Annotated in this window: 15 protein-coding genes; 5 read left to right on the plus strand and 10 right to left on the minus strand. The window is 65.1% G+C overall.

Features of this window, described 5'->3' with window-relative positions; translation table 11 throughout:
* Positions 1 to 60 precede the first annotated feature (60 nt).
* Genes IQ16_RS27675 through soxX form a run of 5 tightly spaced genes read right to left on the minus strand, consistent with a single transcriptional unit; the run spans position 61 to position 2,423 of the window.
* Positions 61 to 366, minus strand: a complete 306-nt coding sequence (locus IQ16_RS27675; protein WP_018644433.1) for a hypothetical protein — start codon at positions 364 to 366, stop codon at positions 61 to 63.
* Positions 363 to 1,226 (minus strand): sulfur oxidation c-type cytochrome SoxA, encoded by an 864-nt coding sequence (gene soxA / locus IQ16_RS27680; RefSeq protein WP_026312211.1) that lies wholly within the window; start codon positions 1,224 to 1,226, stop codon positions 363 to 365. The genes IQ16_RS27675 and soxA overlap by 4 nt, the downstream gene beginning before the upstream one ends.
* Complete coding sequence (gene soxZ, locus IQ16_RS27685) at positions 1,226 to 1,537, minus strand: thiosulfate oxidation carrier complex protein SoxZ (RefSeq protein WP_018644435.1); 312 nt, start codon at positions 1,535 to 1,537, stop codon at positions 1,226 to 1,228. Before soxZ ends, soxA begins: the two co-directional genes overlap by 1 nt.
* A gap of 15 nt (positions 1,538 to 1,552) precedes the next feature.
* Positions 1,553 to 2,044, minus strand: a complete 492-nt coding sequence (gene soxY, locus IQ16_RS27690; RefSeq protein ID WP_018644436.1) for a thiosulfate oxidation carrier protein SoxY — start codon at positions 2,042 to 2,044, stop codon at positions 1,553 to 1,555.
* 25 nt (positions 2,045 to 2,069) lie between these two features.
* Entirely contained in the window at positions 2,070 to 2,423 is a 354-nt protein-coding gene (gene soxX, locus IQ16_RS27695) for a sulfur oxidation c-type cytochrome SoxX (protein WP_018644437.1), read from the minus strand.
* A gap of 271 nt (positions 2,424 to 2,694) precedes the next feature.
* Here soxX and IQ16_RS27700 point away from each other — a divergent pair, with 271 nt between their 5' ends.
* Positions 2,695 to 3,369, plus strand: coding sequence for a DUF938 domain-containing protein (locus IQ16_RS27700; protein ID WP_018644438.1), 675 nt, complete (start codon positions 2,695 to 2,697; stop codon positions 3,367 to 3,369).
* A gap of 160 nt (positions 3,370 to 3,529) precedes the next feature.
* Here the strand turns inward: IQ16_RS27700 and IQ16_RS27710 are convergent, their stop codons facing one another.
* Together IQ16_RS27710 and IQ16_RS27715 are read right to left on the minus strand one after the other, a co-directional pair.
* Positions 3,530 to 4,336 (minus strand): alpha/beta fold hydrolase, encoded by an 807-nt coding sequence (locus tag IQ16_RS27710; RefSeq protein WP_018644439.1) that lies wholly within the window; start codon positions 4,334 to 4,336, stop codon positions 3,530 to 3,532.
* Positions 4,337 to 4,346: 10 nt separating this feature from the next.
* Positions 4,347 to 6,416, minus strand: a complete 2,070-nt coding sequence (locus IQ16_RS27715) for a prolyl oligopeptidase family serine peptidase (RefSeq protein ID WP_018644441.1) — start codon at positions 6,414 to 6,416, stop codon at positions 4,347 to 4,349.
* 206 nt (positions 6,417 to 6,622) lie between these two features.
* Between IQ16_RS27715 and IQ16_RS27720 the strand changes: the two genes are divergently transcribed.
* Positions 6,623 to 7,870 (plus strand): MFS transporter, encoded by a 1,248-nt coding sequence (locus IQ16_RS27720; RefSeq protein WP_026312212.1) that lies wholly within the window; start codon positions 6,623 to 6,625, stop codon positions 7,868 to 7,870.
* Positions 7,871 to 8,011: 141 nt separating this feature from the next.
* The gene (locus tag IQ16_RS27725) at positions 8,012 to 9,250 is read left to right on the plus strand and encodes an MFS transporter (RefSeq protein ID WP_018644444.1); all 1,239 of its coding nucleotides are present in this window, start codon (positions 8,012 to 8,014) and stop codon (positions 9,248 to 9,250) included.
* A gap of 225 nt (positions 9,251 to 9,475) precedes the next feature.
* On the opposite strand, the gene IQ16_RS27730 is transcribed toward IQ16_RS27725, so the two are convergent.
* Together IQ16_RS27730 and IQ16_RS27735 are read right to left on the minus strand one after the other, a co-directional pair.
* Positions 9,476 to 9,970: a VOC family protein gene (locus tag IQ16_RS27730; RefSeq protein WP_018644445.1), complete on the minus strand. Its 495-nt coding sequence runs from the start codon at positions 9,968 to 9,970 to the stop codon at positions 9,476 to 9,478.
* 90 nt (positions 9,971 to 10,060) lie between these two features.
* Positions 10,061 to 10,606, minus strand: coding sequence for a carboxymuconolactone decarboxylase family protein (locus IQ16_RS27735; RefSeq protein ID WP_026312213.1), 546 nt, complete (start codon positions 10,604 to 10,606; stop codon positions 10,061 to 10,063).
* Between the two features lie 139 nt (positions 10,607 to 10,745).
* Here IQ16_RS27735 and IQ16_RS27740 point away from each other — a divergent pair, with 139 nt between their 5' ends.
* Positions 10,746 to 11,960 carry an acyl-CoA dehydrogenase family protein gene (locus tag IQ16_RS27740; RefSeq protein ID WP_018644447.1) on the plus strand — a complete coding sequence of 405 codons (1,215 nt, stop codon included), beginning with the start codon at positions 10,746 to 10,748 and terminating at the stop codon, positions 11,958 to 11,960.
* A gap of 155 nt (positions 11,961 to 12,115) precedes the next feature.
* Positions 12,116 to 13,255, plus strand: coding sequence for an acyl-CoA dehydrogenase family protein (locus IQ16_RS27745; protein ID WP_018644448.1), 1,140 nt, complete (start codon positions 12,116 to 12,118; stop codon positions 13,253 to 13,255).
* Positions 13,256 to 13,483: 228 nt separating this feature from the next.
* Here the strand turns inward: IQ16_RS27745 and IQ16_RS27755 are convergent, their stop codons facing one another.
* Positions 13,484 to 14,521 carry an amino acid ABC transporter substrate-binding protein gene (locus IQ16_RS27755; protein WP_018644449.1) on the minus strand — a complete coding sequence of 346 codons (1,038 nt, stop codon included), beginning with the start codon at positions 14,519 to 14,521 and terminating at the stop codon, positions 13,484 to 13,486.
* Positions 14,522 to 14,573: the final 52 nt, after the last annotated feature.

Here is a 14,573-nt window from a genome sequence, read left to right on the forward strand (position 1 = left end):
TCGAATCTCGAATTCTCCGCGCCCCTTCAACGACGGTCCGACAGTTCCAATAGGCCCAGTCTAGCGGATTTCCATCGCCTTCCAGGCTTCTTTTTCGGACGTCGCCTGGAAGATCGACGCCTTCGCCAGCGCTTCGGCTTCCTTGGCTGCGGCCAGCGCGCGGTCGAAATCGCCGCCGTCGGCCGCCTTCTTGGCGGCTGCCAGCGCAGATACGGTCACGGTCCACTGGTTGCGCATCCCGGCTGCCTCCTTGGAGGCGGCCTCGGCGGCGGCATAGGCCGCCTTGTAGTCCGCCTCGTTTGCCGCGCGCGCGGATGGCGCAAGGCTCAGGGCGAGCAGCATGGCGAGAGGAAGTGACAGCTTCATGGCCGCGCTCCCGGTCCCGAAATCGGCAGGCCGTTGGCGACGTAGGACAGGAAATATTCGACGTCACGATATTCATCCGCCTGCGGCTCCAGCGGAACCGCGCGGGTCTGGCTGTTGCAGGTGACGAAGCGGCGGCTGGTCGTGCCCATGCCGCTCCATTCGGAGCGGTAGATCGGCATCGCGTTCAAGATGCCGAGCGCCGGCGCCAGGATCTCGGCGCGGATGCGCTCGCCCGGGCTCTGCACATGGCAGCTCGCGCAGGAGAAATTCATCTGGCCGCGGCGTGTGTAGAAATAGCGCTTGCCGTTCTCGAACGCCGCGAGCGCACGGGGATCATCGGGGATCTTGATGTCCATCAGCTTGCCGCGCGAGGTGTAGGCCATGTAGGCGGTCAGTGAGGCCATCTCGTCCTTGACGTAGGAGTAGGGTGCTTCGCCATTGGCCTCGCGGCAGCGGTTGAGCGCGAGCTCCAGCGTGACGACCTTGCCTTCCTTCTCGTCGAAATAGGGATAATTCTGGCGGATGCCGATGCCGCCGTTCGGGAAGCAGTCGGCATAGGACTTGCCGTTCTTGAACGGGGTCGAGAACATCTCCTTGCCGGCATCGAGCGCGAACTCGTAAGGCGGGAATTCCTCCTTCTCCTGCCACTGCCGCTTCATGTCCTCGTTCATGGAATAAGGACCGTTGACGAAATCCTCGTGCTTCACGTTCGGAAACTTCTGGAAGAAGAAATTCTGAAACGCTTTTGCGTCGGCGACAGGGTCGACCTTGTCGGCCGCAACCACGCCTGGAGAAGTCAGCACGAACGCGACCAGCGCGGCGCTGAGCGAGCCAAGCAGGAGGGGGATGCGGGGCTTCATCACGCGATCTTCGCGGTGGTCGTGTCCGAGCCGCCCTTGTTGTCGGTCCAGGAGATCTTGAGCTCGTCGCCCTTCTTGGCGCCCTTGAAGCTGAACTTGACATAGGGGTCCTTGGAGACCGCGGTGCCCCAATCGGCGACGAACACGTCCTTGCCGTTACATTCGAACTTCAGCTGCTGGATGAAATGCGCAGGGATCACCTCGCCCTTGGAATCCTTGACGAGGCCGGTGTCCATGGGGTGCTGGATCAGCGCCTGTACCTCGGTGATGTCGCCGTTGGATGTTGCGCGCACGCGAATGCTGGATGCCATGTCGAACTGCCTCGCTTAACCGCCGCAACCGCCGACGGTGACCTTCACTTCCTTGGTCGCGCTGTAGAGCTTGCCGTCGGCTTCCACGAGCGCAGTCACGTTGGTGGTCTTGGCCATCTTCAGCCGGTTGGCAACGCTCGGCAGCGTACCGTCCGGAATCCTGTAGCTTGCTGCGAGCGCGAACGGGTTCTCGGCGACGAAGAACGAGATCGAGGTCACCTTGTCGAGCGTCGTCGTCACCGAGATCGGCACCACGCCGCCATTCTCGGCAATCTCGGGTGCGTCGAGCTTGACCTTGTCCGAGGGCTCGGCGGTCTTGCCGTAGAGCGCCTTGATCGCGTCGGCTTCGTTCTTCTGCTTGAACGCCTCGTCCGGATATTTGTCGTTGGCTGCGGCGCGCGCAGGCGCGGCTGTGAACGGCAGATTGCCGAGGCCCAGCAGCGCGACGGAGGCCGCACCTTGAAGGATCAGGCGCCGCGTCGGATGAGGGCCGGTGGTCGTGGTCATCTCGGGTCTCCTGGGCCGCCGGCCGTTACAGGGTCTGCAGGAAATCAACGATCGCGCTGATCTCCTGTTCGGTCAAAATCCGGTTCCGGCCGAACGGCGGCATCATGGTCTGGGGATTGCGCTTGGTCTCGTCGAAGATGATCGCCACCAGCTCGTTGCGATCAGGGTATTTTGATTTGATGTCCTTCAGCTCGGGGCCGATCGTTCCCGGCAGGTCTCCGCCCTTGATGACATGGCAGGTCAGGCAATTGCCCTTGCCGCGGTCGAAGGCGAGCTTTTGACCCTCAGTCACGGCGGATTGCGCCCGCGCCGGGCTGGCGAGGCCGGCGGCGATGGCCAACAGGATGAACAGGACGGGCGTCCGGACAAGAGCGGTCAAGGCGTCATTCCGAGGCGTTATGGCGATGATCTCGATCGCGGAAATAGGAGCGTTCCAAAGCACAAAGGGCCGCCCCTGACAATCAGGACTATGCACGCGGCTAAATGGAGTTAATATCTTCCGCATTGCAACTGAAGAGATTATTTGTTCGGTCGATTTGGCCCCAGGAGTCCCCAGGCGTTAAAGATCGTGGGTGCGGGCCGGCTGTTTCGAGGCGTTTGGGCGCTCATCCTGTTTTCATCGCGTTCTCGTTTTTTCAAGGGGACCTCACTTGGCTGAATATGTCGTCGAATTTGGCAGGGACGGCGGACGGGTCGAGCCCGACGGCCGGCTCGATGCGCCGGCCTTTCATCGCAATCACGAGCCGATCTGGGCGGCGCTGGAGAAGCATCTGGCCGGGCTGACCGGCAATGTGGTCGAGGTCGGCAGCGGAACCGGCCAGCACGTGGTCCATTTTGCCCGGCACACGCCCGGCCTGATCTGGTGGCCCAGCGACCTCAACCAGCGGCATGTGAAGAGCATCGAGGCCTGGCGCGTCCATTCGGGCCTGCAGAACATCCGCTCGCCGTTGCGGATCGACCTCACCGATCCCGACTGGTGTCCGGAGATGAAGAGCGGACAGGGGCCGAGCAGCCTTGCCGCCGTGTTCTGCGCCAATGTCATCCACATCGCGCCGTGGACCGTGGCCGAAGGCCTGTTCGCCGGCGCCGGACGATACCTGCGCGCCGACGGCAAGCTGTTCCTCTATGGCCCGTTCAAGCGCGACGGCAAGCACACCGCGCTCAGCAACGCCGTGTTCGACACCTCGTTGCGCGAAGGCAATCCCGACTGGGGCGTCCGCGACGTCGTCGATGTCGAGAAGCTGGCGAAGGCGGCGGGCCTTCGCCTCGTCGACACGATCGAGATGCCCGCGAACAATCTGACGCTGGTGTTCGCGCGAAGCTGAGGAGGCGGTGCGCTCCCTCCCCCGCTTGCGGGGGAGGGTTGGGGAGAGGGTGCTTCCGCAAGCGAGAACCCCCAAGAGGAGAAAGCCCTCACCCGCCGCGCGGGACGATGCTACGCAACGCCCGGGCGCGTCGACCTCTCCCGCAAGCGGGAGAGGTAACTCATCCCGCATGCCGTGCGACGAATTCGGCAATGAGAGCTGTGGTCTCTGCCGGGCGCTCCAGGCTCGGCAGATGCGCTACGCCGGGCAATTCACGCCCTTCCGCGCCCGGCACGACCGCCGCAACATGGCGGCAGCGGTCCTGAACGTAGGGGAAGTCGAGGTCGCCCCACGCCACGAGTGTCGGCACCGCGACATCGCCGAGCCGGTCGAAGAAGGGCCGAATGTCGACATCCGTTCCGAACGGCGGCGAGCGAAGCGCGATGCCGTTCATGTCGAGGAACAGATCGCGCGCGGGACCTGTGACGCGGCCTTCGTTCGCCAGCGCTCCATCCAGCAGGAGGCGCGCCTTCAACGCGTTCAACCGATCGAGATCGCCGGATGCCTCCGCCTCTTTCGACTGCGCCATCAGACTTGCGATGTCGGGCGTGTAGGTCGGATCGGGCGCGCCGGCGACATTGGGCGCGATCAGGACGAGCGCACGAACGCGCGACTTGTGACGGATGGCGGCATCGAGCGCGATGCGGCCGCCGAGGGAGCAGCCGACGAGAATTGCGGGCTTGCCGTCTGCGGTCGCCTCCAGCACCGCCATCAGGTCCGACAGGGCGGAAAAGTCCTCCGGCTCGGCGCGCGTTTCGCCGAACCCGCGCCGGTCATAAGCGACCGCCTTGTGAGTGGCGCCGATCGCATCCAGTTGGGCGCGCCACATGCGCCGGTCGCACACATTGGCATGAAGAAAGACAATTGCGGTGCCGTCGCCCACGATTTCGGTCGCGAGCCCGGCGCGACCGGACGCAATGAATGGCATATTCGTCCCCTCAGCCTTCGCCGTCCTTCCAGCCGATCTTCTCTTTCAAGAACCGGAAGCCGAGCACCTCGAAACCGGCGCGCTCCCTGTTGTCCTTGCCGTAGCCATGGCCGCCTGCGGCCGGCTCGTAGAACCAGGCCTCATAGCCCATCGCCTGGAGCTTGGCCGCCATCTTGCGCGCATGGCCGGGGTGGACGCGGTCGTCGCGCCGCGTCGTCGCGATCAGGATCGGCGGATAGGCCTGGCCGGCGTTGACGTTGTGATAGGCGGAGTAGGTCTTCAGCCACTCCCACTCCTCCGGCTTGTCGGGATCGCCATATTCCGCGATCCAGCTCGCGCCGGCGAGCAGCTTTGTGTAGCGGCGCATGTCGATCAGCGGGATGGTGCAGAACAATGCGCCGAAGTGCTCGGGGTAGCGCACCAGCATGTTGGTGATGAGAATGCCGCCGTTCGATCCGCCTTGCGCGGCGATGCGCTTCGCGCTCGTCACGCCGCGGCGGACGAGGTCGGCGGCGACGGCCGCGAAATCGTCATGCGACAGCTTCTTGCCCGCGAGGCGCCCGGCATCGTGCCAGCGCGTGCCGAACTCGCCGCCGCCGCGCAGATTCGCCTGCACCGTGGTGCCGCCGCGCTCCAGCCACAGCTTGCCGAGCGAGGCGTTGTAGTACGGCTTCACGGCGACGGCGAAGCCGCCATAGGCGCTCATGAAGACCGGCGCATCGCCGGTCTCTTTTGCGGGGCCGGTCAGCACATAGGGAATGCGCTCGCCGTCAACAGAGATCGCCTCGTGCTGCGTCACCACGAGGCCGTCGGCGGTGAACGTCTTCGGCGCCTGCTTCAGCACGGTCGGACTTGCGACGCCGCGCGCGATCAGCAGCAGCGACGGCGGCGTCAGCGGGTCCTGCACATTGGCGAGCAGATCGCCGTTGCTTTCGGACGGATGGCGATCGAGCGCCCAGACGTCGACGACGCCGATCTGCGGCAGGCCGGGAAGCGTCTCGCGGCTCCAGCCCGTAGCGGATGGCGTCCAGATCTCGAATTGCGGTTTGAGCTCGTCGAGAATCGACAGCACCAGCTTTCCTGCGGCCCAGAACAGGCCTTGCAAGGCGCGCCGCGGTGCAGGTTCGAACAGGACGACAAAATCGCGGCTGCCGGCGAGGAAGGCGGAGAGCGAGATGCCGAGCACGGTGTCGGTGGCATAGGCGCGGCCTCCGGCCGTCCAGTCCTTGCGCAGCTTGATCGCGAACCAGTCGCCATGCGCCTGCATCCAGACGCCGGTCGGCAGGTCGAGCTTCGTCATCGTGCCGGCGGCATCGCGCAGCCAGATGGCGTGATTGAAGAAGTCGATCTGATCGATGATCCAGGTGCGCGGCGCAGGTCCCGTGTCATCGACGCCGCCGTAGATCACCATGTGATCTTCCGTGGTCTCCGCGATCACCTCGGCCTGTTCGACCTTCCGGCCGCGCCGCCACAGGCGAACCGTTCGCGCATAGCCCGAGCTCGTCGCCATGCCCTCGCCATGCGCGCTCGACAGCAGCAGCGTGTCGGCATTGAGCCAGTCCGCGCCGCCCTTGGCCTCCGGCAGCGTAAAGCCGTCCGCAACGAAGCTCTTGGTGGCGAGGTCGAACTCCCGCAGGGTAACGGCGTCGCTGCCGCCGCGCGACAGGCTCAGGATGGCGCGCGAGCTTCCGGGCGTCGTGGCGATCCCGCTCAGCAGCCAGTCCTCGCCTTCCTTTGCCGCGAGCTGGTCGATATCCAGCATGGTCTCCCACACTGGTGCGGCTTTGCGAAATTCCGTCAGCGTCGTCCGCCGCCACAGGCCGCGCGGATTGCTGGCGTCCTTCCAGAGATTGTGCAGGTCGGTGCCGCGGCGGCTGACATAGGGAATGTTGTCGGGACGATCATAGATCGCCGCGAGGGTATCGCGATCGCGCGCGAAGGCCGCGCCGCCGAAGGCTTGAAGCGTCAGCTCGTTCTGCCGCTCGACGAAATCGAGCGCCTGCCGCCCTTCGATCTCCTCCAGCCACAGCCAGGGATCGTCGTCGGGAGCGCTGAGCGTGGGCCTGTCGTCGACGGACATGAACGAAACTCCGTAAAATTCGCGGCGGATAGGATTTGATCGAGCGCAAGCCGTCAAGGGCGCGCGTCGCTATCATCCAACTGATTGCGTCAGAGGCATGGCCCGCGCCCGTTTGCGTCGGTTGCCCGTCCTTCCGCGCCCCTCCATAGTGCCGGGAATCAACAAGGCCCTCGAAAGCCTCAAATGCCCTTGGGGCGGAAGTGCCGATGCTGGACGTAACTGCAGCCAATGAGATCGCCGCCGATGCCCGCGTGCGTGCCAATGTGGTGCGCCTTGCCGCCGCGCAGGCGCTGACCGGCGCCAATTCGGCGGTCATCTTCGCCACTGGCGCGATCGTCGGCGCCACGCTTGCGCCCGACATGTCGTTCGCCACCGTGCCGATCTCGATGTATGTGGTGGGGCTTGCCGCCGGCACGCTGCCGACCGGCGCGATCTCGCGCCGCTTCGGCCGCCGCGCCGCCTTCATCACCGGCACGGGTCTCGGCACGCTCACCGGCTTGCTCGGCTCGTTCGCGATCCTGCGCGGCTCGTTCGCGCTGTTTTGTCTGGCGACCTTCCTCGGCGGCCTCTACGGCGCGGTGGCGCAGTCCTATCGCTTCGCGGCCGCCGATGGCGCCAGCGCCGCGTATCGCCCGAAGGCGGTGTCCTGGGTCATGGCCGGCGGCGTGTTCGCCGGCGTGCTCGGTCCGCAGCTCGTGCAATGGACCATGGATGTCTGGCAGCCTTATCTGTTCGCCTTCAGCTTCCTGGTGCAGGCCGCCGTAGCCTTGGTCGCGATGGGCATCGTCGCCGGCGTCGATATGCCGAGGCCCGCTCCCGCCGATCTGCACGGCGGCCGGCCGCTGCTCACCATCGTCAGCCAGCCGCGCTTCATCGCGGCGGCGCTGTGCGGCGTGATCGCCTATCCCATGATGAATCTGGTGATGACCTCGGCGCCGCTCGCCATGAAGATGTGCGGCCTCAGCCTTTCCGATTCCAATTTCGGCATTCAGTGGCACATCGTCGCGATGTACGGTCCGAGCTTCTTCACCGGCGCGTTGATCGCGCGCTTCGGCGCCCCGAAGATCGTCGCCGCCGGATTGCTGCTGGAAGCGGCCGCCGCCACCATCGGTCTCTCCGGCGTCACGGCGATGCATTTCTGGGCCACGCTGATCGTGCTCGGCGTGGGCTGGAATTTCTCCTTCATCGGCGCCTCCGCGCTGGTGCTGGAGACGCACCGCCCGCAGGAGCGCAACAAGGTGCAGGCCTTCAACGATTTCCTGGTGTTCGGCATGATGGCGATCGGCTCGTTCTCCTCCGGGCAATTGCTCGCCAATTACGGCTGGTCCGCGGTGAACATGGTGGTGTTCCCGCCGGTCGTGCTCGGCCTTGCCGTGCTCTCGCTGGTCTCCTGGGCGAAGCGCCGCAAGGCGCGGCTCGAGGCGGCGATGGGTGAGTTCCCGGACGCGGTCTAGATTGGCGGGAGGCTGTCAGCAGTGTCGATGCTTCGATCGCCGTCGAAGTGATTTTCGGAAGTCGCGTTGTTACATGATGCTCGTCAGCGACAGGCGAGCGTGAAGCCAGGCGCTTGCGGGGGAACCTCAAGGAGAAGCGCAATGCTCGACAACCCCCGCCATACGGTTCCCGTCGACGAATCCTCGCTCCGCTACGAAGGCTGGCGCATCGTCGCGGTCTGCTTCCTGCTCGCCACCTTCGGCTGGGGGCTCGGCTTCTACGGCCAGAGCGTCTATGTCGCCGAGCTGCAGCGCGCGCGGGGCTGGCCGGCCTCGCTGATCTCCTCCGGCACGACGTTCTTCTATCTGTTCGGCGCGCTGCTGGTCGTCTTCGTCGGCGAGGCCGTGCGAAAATACGGTCCGCGGCTCAGCCTGATCGCCGGCACGCTGGCGATGGCGGCTGCCGCGGTCGCGATCGGCGCGGTGCGCGAGCCCTGGCAGCTCTATCTCGCCGACGCCGTGCTCGCCTTCGGCTGGGCCGGTACCAGCCTTGCCATGATCACCAACACGATCAGCCTGTGGTTCGACCAAAAGCGCGGCATGGCGATCAGCCTCGCGCTCAACGGCGCGAGCTTCGGGGGGATCGTCGGTGTGCCGCTGCTGGTGACGCTGATCGGTCATGTCGGCTTCGCCGGCGCGATGTACGCCGCCGCCGGCGCCATGCTCGTGCTGCTCGTGCCGGTGATCCTGCTTCTCGTCGGCCGCCCGCCCGATCTTCACGCCTGGCAGGCGGCAGCGGAGGCAAAGCCGCAATCGTCGACGCAGATCCGCGCCTGGGCGCTGCGCGACGTCGGCTTCCTCACGGTGACCATTGCATTCGCCCTGGTGCTGTTCTCGCAGGTCGGCTTCATCGTGCACCTGATCTCGTTCCTCGATCCCGTGATCGGTCGCGAGCGCGCCGCGGTTGCCGTCGCAGTGCTGACCGCGATGGCGGTGGTCGGCCGCGTGCTGTTCTCGCTGGTGATCGACCGCCTCAACCAGCGCCTCGCATCGGCGCTCTCGTTCCTCAGCCAGGCCGCAGCGCTCCTCGTCGTCATCAACCTGCACAACGACTATGTGCTGATCGCGGCCTGCGCGGTGTTCGGCTTCTCGGTCGGCAACCTCATCACGCTGCCGTCGCTGATCGTGCAGCAGGAGTTCGACAGCGCCGCGTTCGGCGTGCTGATCAGCCTCAACACCGCGATCAACCAGGTGACCTATGCGTTCGGCCCCGGAATCGTCGGGGCCTTGCGCGATTGGTCCGGCAGCTACGTGCTGCCATTCTATCTCTGCATCGCGCTGGAGGTGATCGCTGCGGCGCTGATCATGGTGCGGGGGAAGCCCAAAGCGAAGCTCTCGTAGGGTGGGCAAAGGCGCAAAGCGCCGTGCCCACGCATCTGTCTCTATATCGCGAGATTTGGTGGGCACGCTTCGCTTTGCCCACCCTACGGCATCGCGCCTGGCGCCGTCGCGACACCGCCTCGACACACTCCGTCATTGCGAGCGCAGCGAAGCAATCCAGACTGCCTCCGCGGAAAGATTCTGGATTGCTTCGCTGCGCTCGCAATGACGGGGAGAGAGCGGAGTTTAACCCTCCCGCTGCCGCAACAACGCCTCCACATCCAGCCGCTTGGTGAACATCGCGAGCTTGCCATCCGGCCCGAACGGCCATTGTTCGCGCGGCTTGTCCCAATACAGCTCCACGCCGTTCTCGTCGGGATCGCGCAAGTACAGCGCCTCGCTGACGCCATGGTCGCTCGCGCCATCCAGCGCAATCCCCGCCGAGAGCACCCGGTGCAGCGCATCCGCCAGCGCGGGGCGCGTCGGATACAGGATCGCGGTGTGGAACAGTCCCGTCGTGCCCGGCGGCGGCGGCGAGCCGCCCTTGCTCTCCCAGGTGTTGAGCCCGATGTGGTGATGATAGCCGCCGGCCGAGATGAAGGCCGCGCCCGAGCCCATCCGCTGCATCAGCTCGAAGCCGAGCACGCCGCAATAAAAGCCGAGCGCGCGATCGAGGTCGGCGACCTTGAGGTGGACGTGGCCGATTCGGGTGCCGGCGGCGACGGCCTGGGTTTGCGACATGGGAATGCTCCGTTGAAACCATCCACATAACGCCGGCTCCGGGGCCGCGCTATGGGCCGATCCCGAAACCCATCGTTTCCGGATGGGAAACTAGGCGAGTTCCGACACCTCGCCCTCGGGCAGGCCGAATTCAAACGTGTTCAGCGTCATCGACACCAGCGTGTAATAGCCGCACAGCCCGATCACCTCGACGACGCCGCGTTCGCCGAGCAGCTTCACCGCCTCATCATACAAACCCTTCTCGACGCCGTGTCCTTCATGCAGCGACTTCGCGACGTCGTAGATCATCTTCCCCTTGGCATCGTCGAACTCAGGCGTGCGGCGATCGCGGATCGCTTCGATGATCTCCGGCCTCATGCCGCCCGCAAGCGCCAGGCGCTTATGCGCATACCATTCGTAATGCGCGGTCCAGTGCCGCGCCGTCACCAGGATCGCGATCTCCGAAAGCCTTGCCGGGAAGATCGTGTCGAAGCGCAGCACCTCGCCGAGCCGCGTCGCGTGGCGCGCCATCTCCGGGCTGTTCAGCCAGGCCATCATCGGCGCCGGCGGCTTGCCGCGCTTGCCGGCAATCGACTCGTCATAGGTCTGCCGCTGGCTCTCGTTCATTTCGCCAGGCGAAAGAAGTTTCAGGCGCATTCTGGTTTCCTCTTTGTTTTCAAGCACCGTCGTGAGCTGCGACTATAGCCGAATGCGGCTCGCGGAAGTGGTTGAATTCCGCCGGAGCTTGGCCCAGAGTCGCCGCCAACAAGTCGATTTTGAGTGATGGAAACGACCAATGACTGACTCTCAAACCAGCGATTCTGAAACCGCCGAACTCGAAACATTCCGCGTTGAGACGCGCGCCTGGCTGGAAGCCAATTGCCCGCCGGAGATGCGCAAGCCCGCGACGTCGGACGCCGACGTGTTCTGGGGTGGGCGCAACGCAAAGTTCTCGTCCGAGCCGCAGCGCATCTGGTTCGAGCGCATGCGCGACAAGGGCTGGACCGTGCCGGACTGGCCGAAGGAGTATGGCGGCGGTGGCCTCAGCGCCGCCGAGCACAAGGTGCTGCGCGCCGAAATGGCCAAGATGGGCGCTCGCCCGCCGCTGTCGAGCTTCGGCATCTGGATGCTCGGGCCGGCTTTGCTCAAGTATGGCAATGAGGCGCAGAAAAAGGAGCATCTACCAAAAATCGCCGCGGGCGAAATTCGCTGGTGCCAGGGCTATTCCGAGCCGAACGCCGGCTCCGATCTCGCTTCGCTGCAGACCCGCGCCGAGAGCGACGGCGATGATTTCCTCATCACGGGCTCGAAGATCTGGACGTCCTACGCCAATTACGCCGACTGGATCTTCTGTCTCGTCCGCACCGATCCCGCTGCCAAGAAGCACGACGGCATCAGCTTCATCCTGTTCGACATGGCCTCGAAGGGCGTGACGACCAAGCCGATCCTGCTGATCTCCGGCTATTCGCCGTTCTGCGAAACATTCTTCGACGGCGTCCGCGTGCCGAAGTCGCATGTGGTCGGCACCGTCAACCGCGGCTGGGATGTCGCAAAGTATCTGCTCCAGCACGAGCGCGCGATGATCTCAGGGATGGGCGAACGCGGCGTCGGCCGTCCGCTCGGCCAGATCGCGGCCGATTCCGTCGGCTCCGATGCGCTGGGGCGGCTCGATGATGCCATGCTGCGCGGCCAGATCGCGACGTTCGACGTCGATGAGGCCGCCCTTGCCGCTTGTGCCGAGCGCGCGGTCGATCTCGCCAAGGCGGGGCAGGCGCATCCGGCGTTCTCCTCGGCGATGAAATATTACGGCACCGAGCTCAACAAGCGCCGCTACGAGATCCTGATGTCGGCCGGCGGCGTCGACGCGCTGGAATGGGAGAGCGAGCGCTCGAAGCAGGGCGCCCGCCCTCGCGCCTGGCTGCGCACCAAGGCCAACTCGATCGAGGGCGGCACGTCCGAGGTCATGCTCGGCATCGTCGCCAAGCGCATCCTGGATCTGCCGGGGGCGTGAGGCACGCTCTCACAACCCGTCATTCCGGGGCGCGCGTAGCGCGAGCCCGGAATCCATCTTACCGCGGAAAAGCCGCCTGATGGATTCCGGGCCTGGCCCTTCGGGCCATCCCGGAATGACGACGACAAATAGATTTCGAATCGGAAGCAAAGCACATGGCCCTCGTCCTCACCGAAGAACAATCGATGCTCCGCGACTCCGCGCGCGGGCTGATCAGCGACAAGGCGCCGGTGTCGCACCTGCGCCATCTGCGCGACTCCAAGGATCCCACGGGCTTCTCGAAAGAGCTGTGGCAATCCTTCGCCGAGATGGGCTTCGCCGGCCTGCTCGTGCCGGAAGAATTCGGCGGCAGCGGCCTCGGCTTCATGGAAGCCGGTGTGCTCATGGAGGAGATCGGCCGCACCTTGATGCCGTCGCCCTTCCTCGCCACCAGCGTGGTGGCGGCCTCCGCGCTGAACCGCGGCGGCAGCGCCGCGCAGAAGTCGGAATACCTGCCGAAGATTGCAAACGGCTCGCTGCTCGCGACGCTGGCCATCGACGAGGGTGCCAAGCATCGGCCGCTGCAGACCAGCCTGCAGGCCGTGCGCGCCGGCAACGGTTTCAAGCTTTCCGGCGCCAAGGCACTGGTCGTCGACGGCCATGTCGCTGACTTGCTCATCGTCGCCGCACGCACCGCAGGCGCGGCCGGCGAGCGCGACGGCTTGACGCTGTTCCTGGTCAACCCCAAGGCCAAGGGCGTTGCGATCGAGCGCACCATCATGGTCGACGCCCACAACGCGGCGCGGATCGAGCTTGCCAATGTCGAGGTTACCGCCGACAGCGTGCTCGGCGAGGTCGATCAGGCAGCCAGCCTGCTCGACGGCGTGCTCGATATCGGCCGCGGTGCGGTCGCTGCCGAAATGGTCGGCCTCAGCGACGAAGTCTTTGGCCGCACCGTCGAGTATCTCAAGAGCAGAAAACAGTTCGGCAAGCTGATCGGCGAATTCCAGGCGCTGCAGCACCGCGCCGCCGAGCTCTATGTCGACATCGAGATCACCCGCGCCGCCACCATGAAGGCGCTTCAGGCGCTGGATGCGGACGTCGCCAAGGCCGCCTCAGCCGTCGCAGTCGCAAAAGCCCGCGCCGGCACCACCGCCACGCGCGCGGTGCAGGAAGGCGTACAGATGCACGGCGGCATGGGCATGACCGACCAGTTCGACATCGGCTTCTTCATGAAGCGCGCCCGGGTGTGCGAGGAGCTGTTCGGCGATGCCAACTACCACACCGAGCAGCTGGCGCTGGCGCGGGGGTATTGATTGATCCTGTAGCTCGGATGGAGCGTAGCGAAGTCCGGGTTCTGTCCGCGCGGTGAGACCGCCCCGGATTGCGCTACGCTCCATCCGGGCTACGGCAGTTGAGAGTGTGGAAAGCGCTCGCCCCAAGCTCGTCATTGCGAGGAGCGCAGCGACGAAGCAATCCAGACTGCCTCAGCGGAAAGACTCTGGATTGCTTCGCTTCGCTCGCAATGACGGCGGAGGGACCCCCTACCGCATCGGCGGCGCGTACTGCACGCCGCCCGCGTTCCACAGCTGGTTCATGCCGCGCGGGATCTTCAGCTTGGACTTCTCGCCGATGTTGCGCTCGTACATCTCGCCGTAATTGCCGACGGTGCGGATGATGCGGACGACCCAGTCCTTGGTGAGGCCGAGCTGCTCGCCGTAATTGCCCTCGGTGCCGACGAGGCGCATCACTTCCGGCTTTTTCGACTTCAGGGCCTCGTCGATGTTCTCCGAGGAGACGCCGAGCTCCTCGGCGTTGATCATGGCGTAGAGCGTCCACTTCACGATCATCATCCAGTCGTCGTCGCGCTGGCGCACGACGGGGGCGAGCGGCTCCTTGGAGATCATGTCCGGCAGGATCATGTGCTCGCCGGGCTTCGACAGGTTCAGCCGCAGCGCGTAGAGCTGGGAGACGTCGGCTGAGAGCGTATCGCACTTGCCGGTGTCGTAGGCCTTCACCACGTCGTCGAGCTTGTCGAACTTTACCTCCTCATACTTCATGTTGTTGGCACGGAAGTAGTCGGAGACGTTGAGCGCCGTCGTGGTTCCGGTCTGCACGCAGACCTTGCTGCCGGTCAGGTCCAGCGAGGTATCCTTGTTGCGCGAACGCGGCAGCATGAAGCCCGCGCCGTCGTAATAGGCGACCGCCGGGAAATAGAGGTCGTAGTCGAGCTCGCGCGCCATGCTCCAGGTCGAGTTGCGCGAGAGGATGTCCACCTTCCGGCTCTGCAGCTCCTTGAAGCGCTCGCTGGCGTCGAGCGCGACGAACTTCGCCTTGTTCGGATCGTTGAAGATCGCCGCCGCCACCGCGCGGCAGAAATCGACGTCGAAGCCGGTCCAATTGCCCTTGTCGTCGGGGATCGAGAAGCCCGGCAGGCCCTTGTTGACGCCGCACAGCACCTCGCCGCGGCGAACCGTGCGCTTCAGGGTGCGGGTGTCATAGAACTCGTAGATGATGGCGAGGACGCCGACCAGTACGGCGACCGCGAGCCCGATCAGCAGGCCGCCTCGAAAAGTGCGCATGATGTCTCTCTCTCGAAATAATCGGGAAAAGGAAATGGGAGGAGGGGCAGAG

It is taken from the genome of Bradyrhizobium huanghuaihaiense (assembly GCF_007830635.1).
Lineage (GTDB): Bacteria > Pseudomonadota > Alphaproteobacteria > Rhizobiales > Xanthobacteraceae > Bradyrhizobium > Bradyrhizobium huanghuaihaiense.

Bases quoted from the DNA above. Each gene is read 5' to 3' on its own strand.
- IQ16_RS27735 (WP_026312213.1), bottom strand. From the start codon at position 10,606: ATGCGCCTGAAACTTCTTTCGCCTGGCGAAATGAACGAGAGCCAGCGG.
- IQ16_RS27745 (WP_018644448.1), top strand. From the start codon at position 12,116: ATGGCCCTCGTCCTCACCGAAGAACAATCGATGCTCCGCGACTCCGCG.
- IQ16_RS27715 (WP_018644441.1), bottom strand. From the start codon at position 6,416: ATGTCCGTCGACGACAGGCCCACGCTCAGCGCTCCCGACGACGATCCC.
- IQ16_RS27740 (WP_018644447.1), top strand. From the start codon at position 10,746: ATGACTGACTCTCAAACCAGCGATTCTGAAACCGCCGAACTCGAAACA.
- IQ16_RS27720 (WP_026312212.1), top strand. From the start codon at position 6,623: ATGCTGGACGTAACTGCAGCCAATGAGATCGCCGCCGATGCCCGCGTG.
- IQ16_RS27675 (WP_018644433.1), bottom strand. From the start codon at position 366: ATGAAGCTGTCACTTCCTCTCGCCATGCTGCTCGCCCTGAGCCTTGCG.
- soxA (WP_026312211.1), bottom strand. From the start codon at position 1,226: ATGAAGCCCCGCATCCCCCTCCTGCTTGGCTCGCTCAGCGCCGCGCTG.
- IQ16_RS27710 (WP_018644439.1), bottom strand. From the start codon at position 4,336: ATGCCATTCATTGCGTCCGGTCGCGCCGGGCTCGCGACCGAAATCGTG.
- IQ16_RS27730 (WP_018644445.1), bottom strand. From the start codon at position 9,970: ATGTCGCAAACCCAGGCCGTCGCCGCCGGCACCCGAATCGGCCACGTC.
- soxZ (WP_018644435.1), bottom strand. From the start codon at position 1,537: ATGGCATCCAGCATTCGCGTGCGCGCAACATCCAACGGCGACATCACC.
- IQ16_RS27725 (WP_018644444.1), top strand. From the start codon at position 8,012: ATGCTCGACAACCCCCGCCATACGGTTCCCGTCGACGAATCCTCGCTC.
- IQ16_RS27755 (WP_018644449.1), bottom strand. From the start codon at position 14,521: ATGCGCACTTTTCGAGGCGGCCTGCTGATCGGGCTCGCGGTCGCCGTA.
- soxY (WP_018644436.1), bottom strand. From the start codon at position 2,044: ATGACCACGACCACCGGCCCTCATCCGACGCGGCGCCTGATCCTTCAA.